Below are 18,387 nucleotides of genomic sequence, written 5' to 3'. Positions count from 1 at the left end.
CCTGAATGAGTTTTGGCCTGCTCGCTCACCTTGGCGGGAAAGGCCTGTTCAGAGATGAATTCCCCGAAGCTGAAAATTTTAGCCGCTAATACTAACCGTTTTTGCGCTGGAAGTGGGCAAAAAAATGGTCGTAGACTTGGGTTGTCAAACTATCTTTCGCGCCATAATAATATATTTCGGGGCTGATCAGCCCTTACCACTACCCCAGCGTGGCACCACGAAAAAGGGTACTGACCCCTTTAATGGACCCCTTTAATGCATTGCGGATTTCATATTGGTGAAAATAATTGCCTCTGACAGATGCTGGGTATTCAGTTGCAGAAGTTGGGCTTTAATGACGGGTGTAGTTACGACCTTAGGACGTATTTTATGTTGCAATAGGCGCTCAACCATTTCATCCAATGCAAAGATCGCAGTTAAATCCATAAAGTCGACCTTACGGCAGTCAATGATAATGTCCTGAGTGTTAATAACCTTATCGACGGTTTCGATACGATCAAGCATATGGCTGACAGATCCAAAGAATAAAGGGCCTTTGACATGTACAACGCGAACCCCCGGCCCCACTTTTTCAACATCATGGGAATGATGACCGTTGTGGTCATCAAAGCTGATGTCCGCTTCCCTGGCTACTCGGCGTGTCAGTATTCCCATCGCCAACACTACGCCAACGCCCACCGCCATTACCAGATCTACTAGCACGGTTAGTGTGAAGACCGTTGCCATAATCAGTATTTCTGATCGGGGTGCCGTTTTCAGCCGTTTCAACATACGGTAATCAAGTATATCGAAGCCGACCTTGATCAATATACCGGCCAGCACGGCCAGTGGAATATGAGATGCAAGCGGAGCAAGTCCCATCAACAATGTCAGCAGAAATAAAGCATGGATGACACCGCTGAGTCGAGTAGTTCCCCCTGAGTTTACATTGACCACGGTTCTCATGGTCGCACCGGCACCCGGGAGTCCACCAATAAAAGCGCAAAGCATATTGCCGAGGCCTTGTCCGATCAGTTCTCGATTGGGTTGATGGCGGGTTTGAGTAATGGAGTCGGCTACCAGCGATGTCAGCAAGCTGTCGATACTGCCAAGCAATGCCAGCGTAGCACCCAGTGTCACGATCACACTCCACTCCTGCAGCGTGAATCTGGGTAGTTGCAGTTCAGGCAACCCCGTGGGTATATGGCCAATTTCGGCTAGGTTGAAACCAGCGAAATAACTCAGCAGAGTACAAAAGACCAGTGCAATCAGTGGTGAAGGCACGAAGCGACTGAGCTTCAACGGGGTCAGAAAAACGATACCTAGGGTCAATACCCCTAGGCCGAGTGCTTCAAGATTGATGCTGTTGAGTGTGTTGGTCAGTTGGCTAAGCGCGATCAGCGGAGAGGCTGACGCAGGTGCACCGAGAAGTGGGGCAAATTGCAGCAGAATGATAATCACACCGATGCCACTCATAAAGCCTGAAATCACTGGATAGGGAATAAAGTGAACCAGCCCGCCAGTGCGCAACAGCCCCAGTACAATTTGCAGCACACCACCGACCAGCACTACAGCCAGTGCCATCTCAAAACTACCACCAAAAGCCGCGATTGCTGAAGCAAAAACCACTGTCATAGGGCCGGTGGGGCCGGAAATCTGTACCCGTGTGCCCCCGAATATGGCCGCCACCAGTCCTAGGGCTATCGCACCATAGAGGCCGGCGGCGGCTCCCGCTCCTGACGCAACGCCAAACGCCAGCGCCAGGGGAAGGGCAACTACGCCAGCAGTGATACCACCAAAAAGATCACCTTTTAGAGAAGGGGAGAGTAAACGATACATACAACTTGGTCCAAGTTTAGTCTGAAAGTGTAACTTTGCACCGCCGCCAGGCTCTTTGCAATCAGCCCATGTACCTGGGCTTTACTCCTTTAGATAAAAATGACTTTGAAGCGGTCGAACACTCTCTGTCTATATGGATTAGGTGTTCCTTTCCTGAATATCCTTTTTAACAGTGCGACATTATGTCTCAATCCAAACAAATGGATTTCCACTAGAATCCATCTCGTTTCAAACTTTCGTCCTTTCGCAGCACCGCTTCATCGGCTTTTATCCCCTTCAAGCCGACAGATGTCATCGGTGTAGATACAGATCAGGGAACAGGCAGGAGCCAAAATGAACCGAATACTAAAACATTCACTGTTTCAGTTGGGGCAATTACCGGTCGCTATGGCCTTTGCCTTAACTACCCAGCTGGCTAACGCCGAGCAGGCCCAGACAACTACTGTGCTGGTAGTGACAAAGCCGGCCCCAGTCGTGTTGGATAACGCCGTGCAGCAACGCCCTTCCGTCATTGAAATGCTTCGGGCAGCGACCAATGACAGTGCCAGTTTGCTGCGCGACATCCCGGGTGTCAGTTTGTATGGTGCCGGTGGCGTGTCCAGTCTGCCTGCGATTCACGGCCTGGCCGATGATCGTTTGCGCATTAAGGTCGATGGCATGGACCTGATTGCGGCCTGCCCCAACCACATGAACCCGCCGTTATCCTATGTCGAACCCAGTAATATCGGACTGCTCAAGGTGTATGCCGGTATCACTCCAGTCAGTGTCGGTGGTGACAGCATTGGCGGTACCATCGTAGCCGAAAGACCGACTCCCGAATTTGCTCTCTCTGGTGAAGGTCGTATCACCAAGGGTGAAGTCGGAACTTTCTATCGCAGTAACAATGCAGCTTTCGGCGGTAACCTCAGCGCGACTTATGCCACGGAAGAACTGAGTATCAACTACAGTGGGTCCTGGAGTCAGGCTGACAATTATACTGCTGGTAAAAATTTCAAGGATTTCACCGCGACAGGTCGTCCTGGTCACACATTGGGTTTGGATGAAGTGGGTTCTACTGCCTACGAAACTCAGAATCACACCTTAGGCATCGCCTTCAGGACCGGTGATAACCTGTTCGAAACCCGGTTCAGCTACCAGGATATGCCGGAGCAGCTTTATCCCAACCAGCGCATGGACCTGCTGGAAAATACCCAGAAACTGGCTAATTTTGCTTGGACTCGTGATTTTAACTGGGGCGTGATGGAAGCGCGTGTCTACCATGAACGGGTCGATCACTTTATGGACTTCGGTGATGACAAGCGCTTCTGGTACGGAGCGCTGTCCAACCCGGATGGAAAGGCCTGCAGTCCAATCGGTTTTATGGTCGATGGCGCCGCGACTACCTGTGCGGCCGGTATGCCTATGTATTCTGAAAGCGATAACAGCGGTTTAAGCCTGAAAGCCGATATTAATTTGAGTGCCACTCAACTGCTGCGCGTCGGTACAGAACTGCAGCGCTACCGACTTGACGATTACTGGACTGCTTCAGGTGGTGGTATGGGGCCAGATACCTTCCTGAACATTAACAATGGTCAGCGTGATCGTACGGCGTTGTTTGCTGAAGTGGAATCTATCCATCACGAGCGCTGGACCACGCTGCTTGGCGCACGTTACGAGCGTGTCCAGATGAATGCCGACGAAGTACACGGCTACAGTACGTTAGCCAACCAGGGGGGGGAGTCGGCAGCGTTCAATGCGCTGGATCGTGACCAGATCGACGACAACTTGGATCTGACTGCTCTGGCTCGCTACCAGTACAGTGACACTCTGGATATCGAGATGGGGTTGGCACGCAAGGTCCGCTCACCCAATCTTTACGAGCGCTACACTTGGTCCAGTTGGCCGATGGCGGCGACGATGAACAACTTCGTTGGTGACGGCAACGGCTATGTGGGAGACGTTCACTTGAAGCCCGAAACGGCCTATACCGCTTCGGCAACATTCGATTGGCACGCCAGTGATCATCGTTGGAGTTTCGCGGCCACCCCGTTTTACACGCATGTGGATGACTATATTGATGCAGTCGCGTTAACCGGCTGGGGCGTTGACCAATTCAACGTGCTGCAGTACGCCAATCAGTCTGCTCGTCTGTATGGTATTGACCTGTCCATGCGAATGCCATTAGCTTCAAATGACTGGGGTAATTGGGGGCTCAAGGGGGTGATCAACTATACTCAGGGCGAGAACCGTGATACCGGAGACGAGTTGTACAACATCATGCCGCTGAACGCGCGCTTCACTCTGAGCCATCAGCAAGGTGGCTGGGACAACGCTCTCGAATGGATTGTTGTGGATGACAAAAGTGATGGCTCAGATGTGCGCAATGAAATTGTCACTTCTGGCTATAACCTAGTCAACCTGCGTGCCAGCCACACTTGGAAGCAAGTACGCCTCGATTTAGGTGTGGAAAACCTGTTCGATCGTTACTATGCCCTGCCAACTGGCGGTGTATACACTGGTCAGGGCCGAACCATGTCCATGAACGGCGTACCCTGGGATATCGCTGTACCGGGCATGGGTCGTTCTGCCTATATTGGGGTGAAAGTTAAATTCTGATCAGCGCTGTTGATAACTGGTACTGGTGATCAGGCTGGATGAACGACTCCATATCCTGCTCTGATCACTGAAATTGAAGGTGATGGGTAAAACGCCTGCTGCAGGATCCGTAAGGCATACCCTGTAGGCTGTCCATTCACCGCTGTTATCCAGCAAAAAGGTTTCAGGCCCTTGAAGTACTAAACCTTCCGGTCCACTGACACTGACATTTATCTGAGTCAAACCAGGGTCGAAGCTGTCAGCTTTGATTTGATAAAAATTGCATAATAATCCATCAGAAAACTCCCGGTAGAGGCTAGCGCGATCACGACGGATTTCAACCACCAGATCCTTTTTATTAACCAGCGCATAACCAGTAGAGCTGAAAGCAATCAATGTAACTGCAAAGTAACCTAGCAGGCGCGGTCGCCAAAAACGCTGAGGTTGTGGCTGTTCTTGGGCGGCTGCAAAACGAATCAACCCAGTTGGACGTTGGGTTTTCAGCATCACCTGGTCACAGGCATCGATACAGGCCGCGCAATCGATACAGGCCGCTTGTAATCCATCACGAATGTCTATGCCCGTTGGGCAAACCTGTACGCAGATATTACAGTCAACACAATCCCCCACGGCAGCCTTGGTTTGTTGTACTGAATTTCTGAGTTTCATTGATCCCCTGGGTTCACCACGTTCACTGTCATAGCTGACTTTAAGCGATTGATCATCCATCATTACGGCCTGAAAGCGTGAATAGGGGCAGGCATGCAAACAGATTTTCTCCCGTACTAAACCGGTATTGATATAAGTTAGCAGTGTCATGCAAACTAACCAGCCTACCAGCGTGGCGGGTGCATTGGCATTGGCTAGTTGGGTGACAAGGTCACGGATAGGCATGAAATAACCGGTGAAGGTTACCGCCGTGATCAGAGCTACAGCCAACCACAGGGTATGTTTTAATAAACGTCGCGCGAGTCTGGCTCCACTGAGTGGCATCTTTTCCTGACGTTGGCGCAAAGCCGCTCGTCCTTCTGTCCAGTGTTCAATACGGATAAATATCCAGGTCCAGATGGTTTGTGGGCAAGCAAAACCGCACCAGACGCGTCCCCAGATCATCGATACAAAAAACAACAGGCTGGCCGCGGTAATCATCAGTCCTGTCAAAATGTGTAGGTCGTACCAGGAAAAATGTGCACCGAACAGCAGGATACGCCGCTCGGGAAAATCAAACAGCAACCAAGAGGTACCATTGGTCTGCATCCATACCAAGCCGAAAAATGCAGCCAATAACGGCCAACTGATCAGTCGTCTGAGATGTTGAAATCGTCCTTCGGTGAGGCGCACATGAATTTTTCGCCCTTCAAGCCCGTTGGTATCGGTGATTGGATGAAGTGGGATTGTAGCTGATGGTGGCTTGTGCATGATCCATGTGTCCTCTTAAATTACTGGATGCAGTGTAAGAAGACTTGATAAATAAGGACAGGCACAAAAAAATAATAAATAATAGGTACAGTTGTGAATGCCTATCGAGGTGCTTATGAAGCAGGATTATGCCTATCTTGAGTTGGAAGCCTGGCTATACGCCCAGTTACAAATGGGTCGTTGGCAGGTAGGTGAGCGGTTACCATCGGTGCGACACTTGTGCCGGGAAAAACGCTTATCCAAAGCGACTGTAATACATGCCTATCAGCGTTTAGAAGCCCAGGGACGGATAGAGGCACGGCCTCGTTCCGGCTATTTTGTCTGTGATTTGCCTGTCTCAGTGCTGGACATATCAGTGTCAGAGTCAACCGCCATTCCCGGACCGGTGCCGGTTAACAGCAGTGAGTTGCTGACTGATATTATGTTACAAGGGGCTGCATTTGATCTGTTACCTGGCGGTCAAACATCCCCTTTTTCAACCGGGTTGATGTTGCTGAATCGGTCGATTGGACGGGCTCTGCGCCAATCCCGAGGGACAGCGCACTTGTGCTATGAGGAACCAGCCGGTTATCTACCGTTGCGTCAGACTTTGGCACAGCGTTATCAGCGTGACGCCTGTCAGGTCGGTGCTGAGCAATTTTGTATCACCAGTGGATGTCAGAATGCTTTGTTTTTGGCGTTGAAAGCCTGCTGCCGTCCCGGAGATCTGGTAGCCATAGAGGACCCTGGTTTCTATGGTGTTATTCAGCTGCTGGAGCAACTGCAACTCAAAGCGGTGCAAATACCGGTCCATACTCAGACGGGAATGGATCTGAATGCGTTGGAGCGGGCACTGCAGCACTGGCCAATTCGTGCCTGTGTTGTGACTCCGTGCTTCGCTACCCCGAGTGGATCGCTAATGCCAGAATCCCATCAGCGTCGCTTGATAGACTTGGCTAATAGATATGAAATAACCTTGATCGAAGATGATATCTATCGTGAGCTGAGTTTTACTGGACGCTTGTCGCCGTTGAAAGCGCTGGATGAGCAGGATCGGGTGATTCTCTGTGGTTCTTATTCCAAAACACTGTCCCGTGATTTACGTTTAGGGTGGGTGCTTAGCAAACGCTGGCATAAGCGTATCGTCTATCTGAAACTGATAACGCAACTGGCGAGCAGTCATTTCGTGCAGCAAGGATTGAACGATTACTTGATATCAGGTGATTATGACCGTTATCTGCGTCAGCGCATTAGTGAACTTTACCACCAGGTTCAGGCGTGGATGCAGGCACTAAGGAGTCGCTGGTCGGAGCACATACACTTTGATGTACCTCAGGGAGGGTTATGCATCTGGATTGAGTGGCTGCAGCCGATAGATACATTGGCACTCTACACCTCAGCCCTGCGACGGGGCGTGGCAATCACACCGGGACCATTGTTTTCTATCAGTGGTGACTTTCATCAGGCATTGCGGCTTAGCTTCGCTCAACCCTGCAGCCTTGCGCATCAGTCAGCATTGGATTGTTTGCAGCTGTTGATGGATCAACAGTCAGGTCAAAGGGGCTGATGCAGACAGTCTCGGGCAGCTGCTTCCCAGCTGTCGGGGACAACAAATAACCGACGTGTTTCTTGCTGTGTTTGAGGATCGATAACGGCAACCTGAAAGGGGCGAGCGAGGGGTGTGGCTAGATGATTGGCAAGTTGATCATAGTTATAGCTGTCATGCTCTATTGTCTGCTCAGCAAACCATTGTCTACGCTCCAGACAGAGAAAAGTTTCTGTAGCGTTCAGTTGGTGTAGTTCGGCCTGTGGTAGCCAGGCGGGTTGATTCTTTGCAGCGATTGCCAAGGGCTGAAACAGTCGTCCCCGAAACACCGCTTGAGCTTGATCTACTTTGATTTGTCTTGCCATAAGCTGTGCTTGAGCTGCATCACTGGCTGAAAGGGGCAACTGGTGATTACAGGTGTGCTGATATTTATCCAGCAAGCGGTCTTTCAGGCCGGGACCGATATAGCATGCTAAGCTGTTGTCGGAGGGGTACAACGGAACGGCAAGGTAAAACTTAACTGCCAGTTCCAGGTGAAACACCTCATGGCTGTGCCGATTGCGAATTAGCAGATCTAACTCGCCCAATGTGTGATTATCTGGAGCTTTTATCTGTAGATTATGTAGCAGCAACTGATAGTCAGGGTGATGCTTAAAGTAGAAATGCCATAACTGTTCAAAATACTGACCCAGCCTGGGTTGGTGCGGATGGTGTACCTGTTGCTGCAGGTGTTGCAGCAGTGGAGCTGGTTGCTGGTCAAGTTGCTGAAGCCGATGTGTAAACCAGTGGCTGGAGTCCTGCCAGTCTTTAAGACAGGGGGCTTCCAGTAACGTTGGGCTGTTGATTGCCCAATACAAATCCCTGACAACCGGATGGTGCAGAGATAAGTTCATGCTGGTTGTTTACGCAGCCTGTTAACTGAACAAGCCGCGGGGGCGTTTTTTCAGTTGCAACACCACCAAAATCAGCAGAAAACCAAACAGTAGTGCTGATTGCATTGGAATGCTCAGCCCCATAAATGTCCAGGATATCTGGGCACAGTCACCGGAGCCTTCAAATACAGTCCGTAGTGCAGAAAACATCGGTTGTGTTTGCAACAGAAATTCCAGACCAGGGCCACAGGCAGGTACCTGATCGGCTGGCAGGTTCTGCAACCAGATATGGCGTAGCTGTACACCAAAACCGACAATGCTAGTCAATAAATTCAGGCTACCATAAATACGCTGGCCTGCTTGCTTGGGGTTGTGAACCAGACCAAGGAAAAAAATTACCGCCATGGTTATGACAATAATTCGGGTGATGACACAGAGCGGACAAGGGTCCAGTTCCAGATAATTTTGCAGGAATCCGACAGCAAACAGCATGGCTGCTACGCAGGTGACTAATCCCAGCAGATTGATTTGACGATAACTCAGCAACTCGGACTCCTTATCAGGACATTATTTGCGGTGCCATTGACCGTTCTGATCCTGAAGGTATTCTCCTGCTTTTGCACGTTCCTGTAAACGCTGACCTGCACGAATTTCAAATACTTCCAGTGTGACAGAGGCTTCTTGTGCAGAGCGCTGGTAAAGCGTACGACGCTGCTGATTAACTTCCGTGACCAAAGAGCGAAGCTCACCTGACGGACTGGCAGTGACGATGCCTAGATAGCCATTCAGTTGTTCGCCTAGCAAACCTTGAGACTTGGCCTGATCCAGTGAGAGGGCCCAGGCTGGCAGAGACACCAGCAAAAGTACCATGATCCAGATAACGCGTTTGTATGCGTGTAGCATGACTATCTCCTAGAACAGATCGCTGTTTTCTTCGAGCAGGTTATCAATTTCCCTGTCGACCTTAACCAGTATTTCATGCTGAATTTTGACATTCAGATTGATAGTGATTGGATCTTTGGGTGCGGCAAGCTGCACGGTTGGTGTACACGCCGCAGCTGTCATGATCAGCAGAAACACTACTGCCAACCGGGGGAAGACTGAAATCATAAATGCCTCACGTTACCTGAATTATGAATGTTTCAGGATGAGTGTAAACAATACAGGCTTAACCTATCCCTAACAAACCCTTGAATATGTAAAAATATTAACGCTGAAAATGATCGTCGACAGCGTCCCTTATCCGGCCAGTAATCTGCAGAGCTCTCAACAGTGTCGGAATATTGTCCTCAACTGTCAGGGTCAGATCGATTGGCCGTCCTTGCTGCCATTCGGGGTTATTGCCTTGTAGTCGGCTGCGCAGCGTCAGATCGCCATTCGGCTGGTAGTCGACTTGCATATCCAGCATCCGATAATGCAAATTACTCAGTGCGTCCAGAGCCAGGCGTAAGCCCATGTTAGAGTCAGCCATTGCATCCAGGTTTTCATCTGGCTGGTAGCGGATGACGCCGGGTTGCACTGTGCCCACATTACCACTTTGGATACGTATCCCTTCCGAGGTGATCTGTACCGGGAGTTGTCCGTCAATCAATCCTTCACCATAGATGCCCTTTTCGGCGTAAAGTTCCAGTATTGAACCTAAATTGAGATCGCGTAAGCTGATCAGGAAAATCATATCTGGCTCGCCAGGATCAAAGCTTAGCGTTGGCAGGTAGATCGTCCCCTCCAATAGTGACGCAGTGAAAGGCGAGATTGTCAGCCATGTTTGTTCCGCCGTGTTTAGCAGCTCATAGTCCAACTGGGAAAGTTGTATAGGCAAGCCTATATTTATTTGCCCTGTGCGAATCTGTCCCGTGTTGCTTAGCTTGCCCTGATGATCTATCTGCAGCTCGGACTGCCACTGCAGTTGTTCAATCTGGTTGTTGCCATACAGCAGGTCGGCCGATATCAGCTCCAAGGATGCCCGTAGCGACCAATCACTCTGATTAAGACTCAGCCGACCAGCGGCTTTAAATGATCCTGTATTTACCATCAGGGGTGATGGAATGGCTTCAATGAAAGGGCGTAGAGCACTGACCAAGGCGGGTGCCGGAGTGGCTGCAAGAGTCCAGTTCATTTCACCTCTCAAATTTGTATTCAATCTGGCCTGGGTGTTGATTGAAACCGGCAGTTGTTCAGAACTAAGTGATCCCGATAGATCGATATGGCTGAAATCGGTAGGCACCGTAAACTGGCCCTGAAAGCTTACATTAGGCAATTCAACGCCAGCGGGTTGTAAGGCGATCATGGGTAGTGACACAGCGCCTTGTAGCGATTGGCCTAGTGGTCCGCCTTCCAGTTGCAGTTGCAGCGGTAGCAGGCTGAAGTGTTCCAGCGCCTGATGCTTCAGCCCTTCACCATTAATTACCCAGTTTGCAACGCCATACTGCCAACTATCAGGTTGGTTGAGTTGTCCACTCAGAGTGGTATTACCGATGAGTTGAAGTAGTAATCGACTGGCTGAAATATCGCCTGTAGATAATTGATGCAGTGTTACACGGCTACCTTCAATAAGGGTCAGGTTGAAGGTGCTTTGCTGCAAGGTTAGCTGCGCATCAATATCCAGACTGATCTGCTTGGCTAATGCCTGATCTATGCTGGGGTGAAGCCTAACAGACAGTGACAGGTCACCTTCCAGCACCTGCAATAATCTGCTGGGTGATAAGGGCAGTAGGCGGGGTAGGGATAGCCTGGAGGTAAAAGCCAACTGATCATCCATTGGGAGTTGCAGAGCCAAGGGCAAGCTGACCTGATGCCGTGTCAGCCAATCCAACAGGGCGCCCGCGTGGAGTTGGTGTCCCAGATTCAGGTGCCAGCGGTTTTCAATGAACTGGAAGTCACCACCCACTTCGTAGAGGGGGTGGTGCTCATTAATTTGTAGGTGTATTGACAGATCGCGGCCCAACGTCGCTCGAATATCGCCCAGAACTTGCTGGTCTCGCTGTAGAGAGAGGCGGGTATGTAACTGCTGAGGATTTAATCCAAGTTCACCTGCACCCATAAGCAGCGGACCTTCATCGGTTTGATAACTTAAGACCAGTTCGGCAATCTGCGCCGTTTCTGCCGGAAGTAAATCAAACAATCTGGTTGCCAGTGTTGGATCTAGATCAACCACACTGGCCTGAAGAGTCTCCAGGCGTTCTGGTAATGTGGTATCGATCAAAATCTCTGCTGACAGGCGCTGGATGTGAATTGATTTGAGTGAAGCTGTTGTCAGCAGTGCTTTGAGGCTGAAGCTGATCTGAATGTCGTTGGCTTGCAAACGAATACGGCGTTGGCCGTCAGTACGTGTCAGGGTAATTTGGTTGATATCAATACGACCCGCTTGCGGATGCTTCAGGCTGACGTCTACCGATTCAAACCCATGAGACGTAATCCAGTGCTCAAGTGCTATCCTCGACAGGGTTGGCGCCAGCAAATAGGCAGTTATCAGTAGTGTGCTGAGTAAAAGTAAGGGTAACAGCAGCAATAACAACAGCTTTTTAGGCACACCCGACTCCTTAGTTTGCCGATTTAACCTCGCTTGCGTACAACGTTCATTCCATCCCGGATGGTTAAAAATACATTTTCAACATCGGGATCTGTCGCTATACGGTGGTTGGTTTCCACCAGAATATCATCTAATTCCGATTCAGGTTGTATCACTTTGCCAGACCAGAGCACGTTGTCGAGAATAATCAGTCCCCCGGGACGGGTGCGTTTTTTAACTTCTTCATAGTAATGCAGATAACTGCGCTTGTCGGCATCAATAAAGGTGAAGTCCAGTTCTATGTCGAGGGTATCGAGTGTATCGGCAGCACGACCAAAAATAACCTCTATTTTGTGGCCATGTTCGCTGCGCTGAAAGAACTGTTTGGCCATTTCAATGGCACGAGGATTGGTTTCACAGCAGATTAGTTTACCGTCATCAGGCATGCCTTCAGCAATGGATAGGGCTGAATAGCCCGTGAACATACCTATCTCCAGTGCATGTTTGGGTTGTACAAGGCTCGCCAGCATTTTCAGAGTGCGGCCAACCAAACGCCCTGAGAGCTTTTGCGGCCAGCCCATATTTTCATTGGTGGCATCGATCAACTCCTGCAATAGAGCGGGTTCAGCTTGGGTGCTGACATAAGCGTAATCTTCTACGGCTTCATCGATAAGAAATTCGGGCATTCGGGAGACCTGGTGCTGGACAAAATTCGGTTGAAAAAGGGGGTGATTATATCATTATTTATGCTCAGCAGATGCTTTGCCGTACAATGGTGCGCTTTCACACCTTATTGAAACAGGAGTACCCTGATGATTGATCCACTGTTGATATTTTTACTGACTGGTCTGGTATCCATGTCGGCTGCTTTGAGTGCAGGTGCACTGAATAAGTTGCCGGAGGATAGAAAGCCGGTATTTTTAACTAACCAGAATGGTCTGGTAACAGTGATGGTGTTAGGGAATATTGCTGCACTGACCTTGATAGGTGCCTTGGCCTACGGTTTTTCACGTCTGGATTGGTGGATACCCTTAAGTTGTGTTTTTATCACCTTTCCGGTCGTGCATTTTGTCGCAATTCAGCGTTTGCTGGGTGATCTGGTGAATGTGTTTATTTCCGGGGTTCTCGCCATCATTTCGGCCGCCGTATTAGTTTATTTTTGGTAAATCAGTCAAAAAAAGGGTTTTAAAAACTTTAAAACTCTTCCTGATTAAATTCAACATACCATCCTGATGATTGGTGAAAAATCAAAATTCAATTTTGATATCATGGTGACTTATCAAGATTAAGTTTTGAAATGTCGCTTTTTATTCAAAATTTAATCTTGATTTAAACCGGAATTGCGAAGATGAAAAATATGCCGCTGTTTATTTTTTGAGCGGCAATAGTATTCACCTTTGTGGTAATTATCTACTTGAAATTGCATGAGAATGCCGTTTTGGGCGGCAATTTTTTGCCATCTCCTTATATAAAAAGTTGTTGAAAGAAGGATTAAAGCTCGGTGATAATAAGCCGATAAGATGTTTATTATCACTGGTGAAGAAGTTGGTCCGTTATTTGCAATTTTTTAACAGATAACTTGCTAGACCTACTTTTCTGAGCTGACTATTGGGAACGCACAAACACTATGCTGACAGTGAACAATATGATCGTTGCCCTGGATATAGGTACATCCAAAGTGGTGTGCCTGGTGGGCGAACTTCGCGCTGACGGCAGTATTGAAATTGTAGGTGTGGGTAATCATGCATCCGCCGGCATGAAGCGGGGTGTGGTGGTTAATATTGAATCCACAGTCAGTGCCATACGTCGAGCCGTTGAAGAAGCCGAACTAATGGCTGGCTGCAAGGTTCACTCTGTTACTGTCGGTATGGCCGCAGGGCATATCAGTAGCATGAACTCCAACGGCATTGTCGCGGTGCGGGATCGAGAAGTAACCGAACAAGATCTGGAACGAGTAATTGAAGCCGCCAGAGCTGTAGCCGTTCCGGCGGATCAAAAGCTGCTACATATCCTGCCGCAGGAATACATGATTGACAATCAGGACGGCATTAAAGAGCCGCTGGGTATGTCAGGCGTTCGACTGGAGGCCAAAGTACACCTGGTCACCGGAGCGATTAATGCGATTCATAATCTGGAAAAATGTATACGTCGCTGTGATCTTGAGGTGGACGGCATCGTGCTGGAGCAGTTGGCCTCTGGTTATGCGGTATTGACCGAAGATGAAAAGGATTTGGGTGTCTGTCTGGTAGATATTGGTGCCGGTACGGCTGATATTGCCGTCTTCACTAAAGGCGCTATTCGCCATACGGCCGTAATTCCGATAGGCGGTGACCAGATTACCGGTGATATCGCCATGGCGTTGCGCACCCCAACCCAGCATGCGGAACAGATCAAGATTAAATATGCCTGTGCTCTGTCACAGCTTTCCCAGTCCGATGAGACTATTCGTGTACCCAGTGTGGGCGATCGTCCAGCGCGTAACCTGTCACGCCAGGCGCTGGCTGAAGTGGTTGAGCCTCGCTACGAAGAGATGTTCGGTCTGATTCAGGATGAGTTGCGTCGCTCAGGTTTCGAAGAGTTGGTGGCCGCCGGGTTGGTATTGACCGGTGGTTCTGCACGGATGGAAGGTGCCGTTGAGCTGGCTGAAGAAATATTTCACATGCCGGTCAGGTTGGCGGTTCCGGATGGGATACGTGGTATGGAAACGCTACTGCATAATCCTATTTATGCCACCAGCATTGGCATGTTGCACTATGCGCGACAGGCACAAAGTAATCTAAATGAGTCCGGGCTCACAGTTCCGGAAGCGGCCAGACACCCCAAAGCGTCTGTGCCGGTTGGTAATGTATTTGGACGCATGAAAACCTGGTTACAGGGCAATTTCTGATATATGAGACCCGTCACAGAACGGGGTTTTTCCTGGAGGGATGACTATGTTTGAACTGGTTGATAGCTTACCGCAAAGCGCGGTTATCAAGGTTATCGGCATTGGCGGTGGTGGCGGTAACGCTGTCGAGCACATGCTGACAACCGACGTTGAAGGCGTCGAGTTTATCTGTGCGAATACTGATGCTCAGGCATTGGCTAAATCCGCAACGCGCACAGCTCTGCACATTGGCAGTGGGCTGACGAAAGGCCTGGGCGCTGGTGCTAATCCGGAAGTCGGACGTCAGGCTGCTCAGGAAGATCGTGAGCGCATCGCTGAAGCGCTGGCGGGTGCCGATATGGTATTTATTACCGCCGGTATGGGTGGTGGTACCGGCACGGGTGCGGCTCCGATTGTGGCTCAAGTGGCTAAAGAAATGGGAATTCTGACGGTGGCTGTCGTGACTAAGCCCTTCGCGTTTGAAGGACGAAAGCGTCAGCGTATCGCCGAAGAAGGCATTCGGGAGCTGCAGGAGCATGTGGACTCACTGATCATTATTCCAAATGAGAAGCTACTGCCGGTGCTGGGGCGTAACACCAGTCTGATTGAAGCTTTTAAAGCGGCCAATGATGTTCTGAAAGGTGCTGTTCAAGGTATTGCTGATCTGATTATCCGTCCGGGTATGATCAACGTCGACTTTGCTGACGTGCGTACGGTGATGTCTGAAATGGGCATGGCAATGATGGGTACAGGTTACGGTCGGGGTGAGTCGCGTGCGATCACCGCAACGGAAGCTGCTATCAACAGCCCATTACTTGAAGATATCGACCTGAAAGGTGCCAGTGGCATATTGGTGAATATCACCGGTGGGTTGGATCTGAGTCTGGGCGAATTCTCCGAAGTAGGGGATATCGTTGAAGGTTATGCCTCAGATGGTGCGACCGTTGTCGTCGGTACAGTTATAGATCCAGAAATGAGTGATGAAATTAAAGTCACCGTTGTGGCGACCGGTCTTTGCAAAGCTCAGGAAGCGGCAAGGGTTTCTGGTAGTGACACTCGCTCAGGTGGGACGTCTTCCAGAAAGTCCGGTGACTACGGACAGCTCGAACTGCCAAGTGTGGTACGTGGACGTCGTGACGAAAAACCTATGGCTGTAGCCAAGGCAGTGAAAAAGCCTGAAATGGCTGCGCCGCTACCCGAAGAGATGAAGAGAACCGGAACGGATGATATGGATTTTCTGGACATTCCGGCATTTTTGCGCCGTCAAGCTGACTAAGCGCTAGCTTTTTTAACCATCCAGGTTGCCGCCTACCCGTTATCGGGAGGCGGTTTTTTTATGTTCAAGGGGTCAGGTCTCTTGAATATAAATGCTGCGGGCGCAGAGATGCGCAGCTGCGGCGCATTAACAGGTGTAGCTGACCTGTTGTTTACGCTCCAGGCATTCAAAGCTCAGTTGTACGGCTTTTAGTTGCAGCCCGGCTGTATTCTTGTTGTTGTTTCCGTAGCGTGGATCCCCCATTACCGGATATCCTAGTTCTGCAAGGTGGCGGCGGATTTGATGGGTTCGGCCTGTGGCAATGGTGATTTCCAGGTGGCTTTGATTCAGCTTTTCATCATAGACCAGACGCTTGAAGCGGGTGCTGGCTGGTTTGCCATCCAAGGGGGTGACTATCTCGCCTTGTGGGGGTGTTTGGCCCGCTACCCAGGCCTGATAGACCTTGTTAATCTGCTGTTGTTGAAACAGTTTGGACAGAGTGGCGGCGGCTGCTTTGGTGTGGGCAATCAGCATCAGGCCCGCTGTTTCACGATCCAGGCGGTGTACCAGGAATACCGGTTTGTTTAGTTGCAGCTCGACCTGGCGTAGCAAGGCGAGGTGGTCACCAAAGGCGGTGCCCTGAGACATCACACCCGCAGGCTTGAACCAGATGCTATAGGACTTTCGCTGTTCCAGGCAGAGAGTGCCTTCCGGCAATGTCCGCGAAAGAATATCGGCATCATAGCTTAGCAGGAGTTGATCGCCAGCAAGCAGCTTTTCACTGGCACGTCTCAGGCGCTTGCTGTGTTTGCGTTTGAGTACTACGGCGCCCTTGCTCATCGCATCTTTGATGCGCTGTTTGGGTAGCTCGCTAAGACGGCTCAGCAGGCTGGCAGCATCACAGCCTTGTTCTTCAGGCAGAACCTGATGCCGAAGTTCTATGGTCATATCTGTAGTCCTAAAATTTTAGCGTTGCAGCAGTGGTGTATAGCCACCTGGCACGCCCTTGCTGACCACTGCTACGGCATCATGATCATGCAGGCTTTCATGGTGTTCGACACGAATCCAGAAATCCTGATAGGCCTCTGCTTGGTTAAATGCAGTTTTCAGGCGTCTGGCGGCATCTTCGCAGAACATCATATTGGCGCCATTGAGTCGGGCAAACTCCTGTTCATCTTCACGCTTGACGGCGGTTTGTACCGGTGTCTGCAGGGCTTGTTCGGTGCGGTCGATCAGGTCAAGCAGGGGCAGAATGTCGTGCGCCGTCGGATCAATTTTTACTCGTAACCGGGCATAGCTGCGCTGGCTATGAGGAGTTGCCACGCTGCCGCGCTCGGAGCGCAACCAGTGCTCAACCTGTTCTCGGCTGACCATTTCACTGCTCGCAAAATCGTCACGAAAAGCCTCCTGCAATAACTGGCGTGATAGTGCGGCTGAGCAAGGGCAGGTGGATGAGTAGGGTACGGATACCGAGAGTTCCAATGAAAACTCATTACCTTTTTGGGTGGCTTCAATACTGCTGGGGTAAGGCTTCCAGCCGCTGTAATCACTTTTCAGTGCAGGGCGCTGCAAAGGGTATTCGAATGACAGCTTGAGAATGGCGGATTCACTGATTCCGCGGTGACTCTCACAGACGCGCTGAAGTAGTTTCTGTATTGAGGCGGGTGTAAGCGCCTCCTGAGCCGCAAATTCATTCAGCAGCAAATAGAGGCGTGACATGTGAATCCCTTTCACTTCCGGGTTCACTATATCAACATGGATATCGAGATGTGCAATCACCGGCTGCAACTGGCCGCCGGGTTGGCAAACATTCAAGGGTAGGGTGATATGACTCATGCCGACCCAGTCCAGAGTTTCGCGGCTCACCGGCGTGGCGTGGGTGGCGACATCTGGCATCTCGATTCGGGCGTTCATAGCGGATCTCGTTGTAGGTCTAGGTTTAATATCGACTATTATCGCCGGATCGACGAGGATTGCAAAATGTAAACTGTATGGTTATTACAATTAGTGCATGCTAGTTGAAAAGAGTAATTTCAAATTAATTGCTGAGGGTGTTCAATTGGCAGGGTTGAACCTTCCTTGACACTCTCCATGACGATGTAGCTTTTGGAGTTTTTCACCCCGGGCAGTTTTAGCAGCATATCACCCAGTAGGGCCCGGTATTGGGTCATATCCTGCAGGCGGGCTTTGAGCAGGTAGTCGGCATCACCGGAGACTAAATGGCATTCCAAAATGTAGGGTAGATCAGAAATGGCTTTGCTGAAACGCTCGAAGGCGTCGGCGGATTGGTAGGATAAGGATATCTCGACAAACACCAGTAGATCGTATCCCAGCAGTTCTGGGTTAACCTGAGCATGGTAGCCGGTTATCAGGCGGTCACGCTCCAGGCGTTTGACCCTTTCCATGCAGGGGGTGGTTGACAAGCCAACACGGTCAGCTAAGTCAGTATAGGAGATTCTCCCTTCTTTTTGTAATACATTCAGTATGTTGCGATCTATACGATCAAGTTTACGCTGTCCTGGTTTGGAAAATTTTGACACAGAGGTTTTT

General features: G+C 50.1%; 16 protein-coding genes. 5 read left to right on the top strand and 11 right to left on the bottom strand.

Going from position 1 to position 18,387, the window contains the following annotated elements:
* Positions 1 to 252 precede the first annotated feature (252 nt).
* Complete coding sequence (locus ACN0R1_RS00685; RefSeq protein ID WP_417578895.1) at positions 253 to 1,818, bottom strand: SulP family inorganic anion transporter; 1,566 nt, start codon at positions 1,816 to 1,818, stop codon at positions 253 to 255.
* Between the two features lie 333 nt (positions 1,819 to 2,151).
* Here ACN0R1_RS00685 and ACN0R1_RS00680 point away from each other — a divergent pair, with 333 nt between their 5' ends.
* Positions 2,152 to 4,413, top strand: coding sequence for a TonB-dependent receptor plug domain-containing protein (locus tag ACN0R1_RS00680; protein WP_417578893.1), 2,262 nt, complete (start codon positions 2,152 to 2,154; stop codon positions 4,411 to 4,413).
* On the opposite strand, the gene ccoG is transcribed toward ACN0R1_RS00680, so the two are convergent.
* On the bottom strand, positions 4,414 to 5,811 hold the full coding sequence (gene ccoG / locus ACN0R1_RS00675) for a cytochrome c oxidase accessory protein CcoG (protein WP_417578891.1): 1,398 nt from the start codon (positions 5,809 to 5,811) through the stop codon (positions 4,414 to 4,416).
* A gap of 97 nt (positions 5,812 to 5,908) precedes the next feature.
* Between ccoG and ACN0R1_RS00670 the strand changes: the two genes are divergently transcribed.
* Entirely contained in the window at positions 5,909 to 7,357 is a 1,449-nt protein-coding gene (locus ACN0R1_RS00670) for a PLP-dependent aminotransferase family protein (RefSeq protein ID WP_417578889.1), read from the top strand.
* On the opposite strand, the gene ACN0R1_RS00665 is transcribed toward ACN0R1_RS00670, so the two are convergent.
* From ACN0R1_RS00665 to ACN0R1_RS00640, 6 genes are all read right to left on the bottom strand, one after another.
* Positions 7,345 to 8,229 (bottom strand): DUF1853 family protein, encoded by an 885-nt coding sequence (locus tag ACN0R1_RS00665; RefSeq protein ID WP_417578887.1) that lies wholly within the window; start codon positions 8,227 to 8,229, stop codon positions 7,345 to 7,347. The two genes, ACN0R1_RS00670 and ACN0R1_RS00665, sit on opposite strands and share 13 nt — an antisense overlap.
* Before the next feature lie 21 nt (positions 8,230 to 8,250).
* Positions 8,251 to 8,754, bottom strand: coding sequence for a disulfide bond formation protein B (locus ACN0R1_RS00660; protein WP_417578885.1), 504 nt, complete (start codon positions 8,752 to 8,754; stop codon positions 8,251 to 8,253).
* A gap of 21 nt (positions 8,755 to 8,775) precedes the next feature.
* Positions 8,776 to 9,111 (bottom strand): YdbL family protein, encoded by a 336-nt coding sequence (locus tag ACN0R1_RS00655; protein WP_417578883.1) that lies wholly within the window; start codon positions 9,109 to 9,111, stop codon positions 8,776 to 8,778.
* Positions 9,112 to 9,120: 9 nt separating this feature from the next.
* The gene (locus ACN0R1_RS00650) at positions 9,121 to 9,318 is read right to left on the bottom strand and encodes a YnbE family lipoprotein (protein WP_417578881.1); all 198 of its coding nucleotides are present in this window, start codon (positions 9,316 to 9,318) and stop codon (positions 9,121 to 9,123) included.
* A 97-nt stretch (positions 9,319 to 9,415) separates the two neighbouring features.
* Entirely contained in the window at positions 9,416 to 11,737 is a 2,322-nt protein-coding gene (locus ACN0R1_RS00645; protein ID WP_417578879.1) for a YdbH domain-containing protein, read from the bottom strand.
* A gap of 23 nt (positions 11,738 to 11,760) precedes the next feature.
* On the bottom strand, positions 11,761 to 12,402 hold the full coding sequence (locus ACN0R1_RS00640) for an O-methyltransferase (RefSeq protein WP_417578877.1): 642 nt from the start codon (positions 12,400 to 12,402) through the stop codon (positions 11,761 to 11,763).
* A gap of 126 nt (positions 12,403 to 12,528) precedes the next feature.
* On the opposite strand from ACN0R1_RS00640, the gene ACN0R1_RS00635 reads away from it, so the two are divergent.
* From ACN0R1_RS00635 to ftsZ, 3 genes are all read left to right on the top strand, one after another.
* Positions 12,529 to 12,882, top strand: coding sequence for a hypothetical protein (locus ACN0R1_RS00635; protein ID WP_417578875.1), 354 nt, complete (start codon positions 12,529 to 12,531; stop codon positions 12,880 to 12,882).
* Between the two features lie 461 nt (positions 12,883 to 13,343).
* Complete coding sequence (ftsA, locus tag ACN0R1_RS00630; protein ID WP_417578873.1) at positions 13,344 to 14,603, top strand: cell division protein FtsA; 1,260 nt, start codon at positions 13,344 to 13,346, stop codon at positions 14,601 to 14,603.
* A 46-nt stretch (positions 14,604 to 14,649) separates the two neighbouring features.
* Positions 14,650 to 15,858 (top strand): cell division protein FtsZ, encoded by a 1,209-nt coding sequence (gene ftsZ, locus ACN0R1_RS00625; RefSeq protein ID WP_417578871.1) that lies wholly within the window; start codon positions 14,650 to 14,652, stop codon positions 15,856 to 15,858.
* Between the two features lie 126 nt (positions 15,859 to 15,984).
* On the opposite strand, the gene ACN0R1_RS00620 is transcribed toward ftsZ, so the two are convergent.
* The 3 genes from ACN0R1_RS00620 to ACN0R1_RS00610 form a co-directional block, all read right to left on the bottom strand.
* Entirely contained in the window at positions 15,985 to 16,785 is an 801-nt protein-coding gene (locus tag ACN0R1_RS00620; RefSeq protein ID WP_417578869.1) for an RluA family pseudouridine synthase, read from the bottom strand.
* 18 nt (positions 16,786 to 16,803) lie between these two features.
* Positions 16,804 to 17,751, bottom strand: coding sequence for a GTP cyclohydrolase FolE2 (folE2, locus tag ACN0R1_RS00615; RefSeq protein WP_417578867.1), 948 nt, complete (start codon positions 17,749 to 17,751; stop codon positions 16,804 to 16,806).
* Positions 17,752 to 17,870: 119 nt separating this feature from the next.
* Positions 17,871 to 18,377, bottom strand: coding sequence for an Lrp/AsnC ligand binding domain-containing protein (locus ACN0R1_RS00610; protein WP_417578865.1), 507 nt, complete (start codon positions 18,375 to 18,377; stop codon positions 17,871 to 17,873).
* Positions 18,378 to 18,387: the final 10 nt, after the last annotated feature.

The organism is Nitrincola sp., assembly GCF_048264025.1.
GTDB lineage: Bacteria > Pseudomonadota > Gammaproteobacteria > Pseudomonadales > Balneatricaceae > Nitrincola.
The sequence above is the reverse complement of the archived record's forward strand: the minus strand, read 5'-3'. Positions and strand labels throughout refer to the sequence as shown.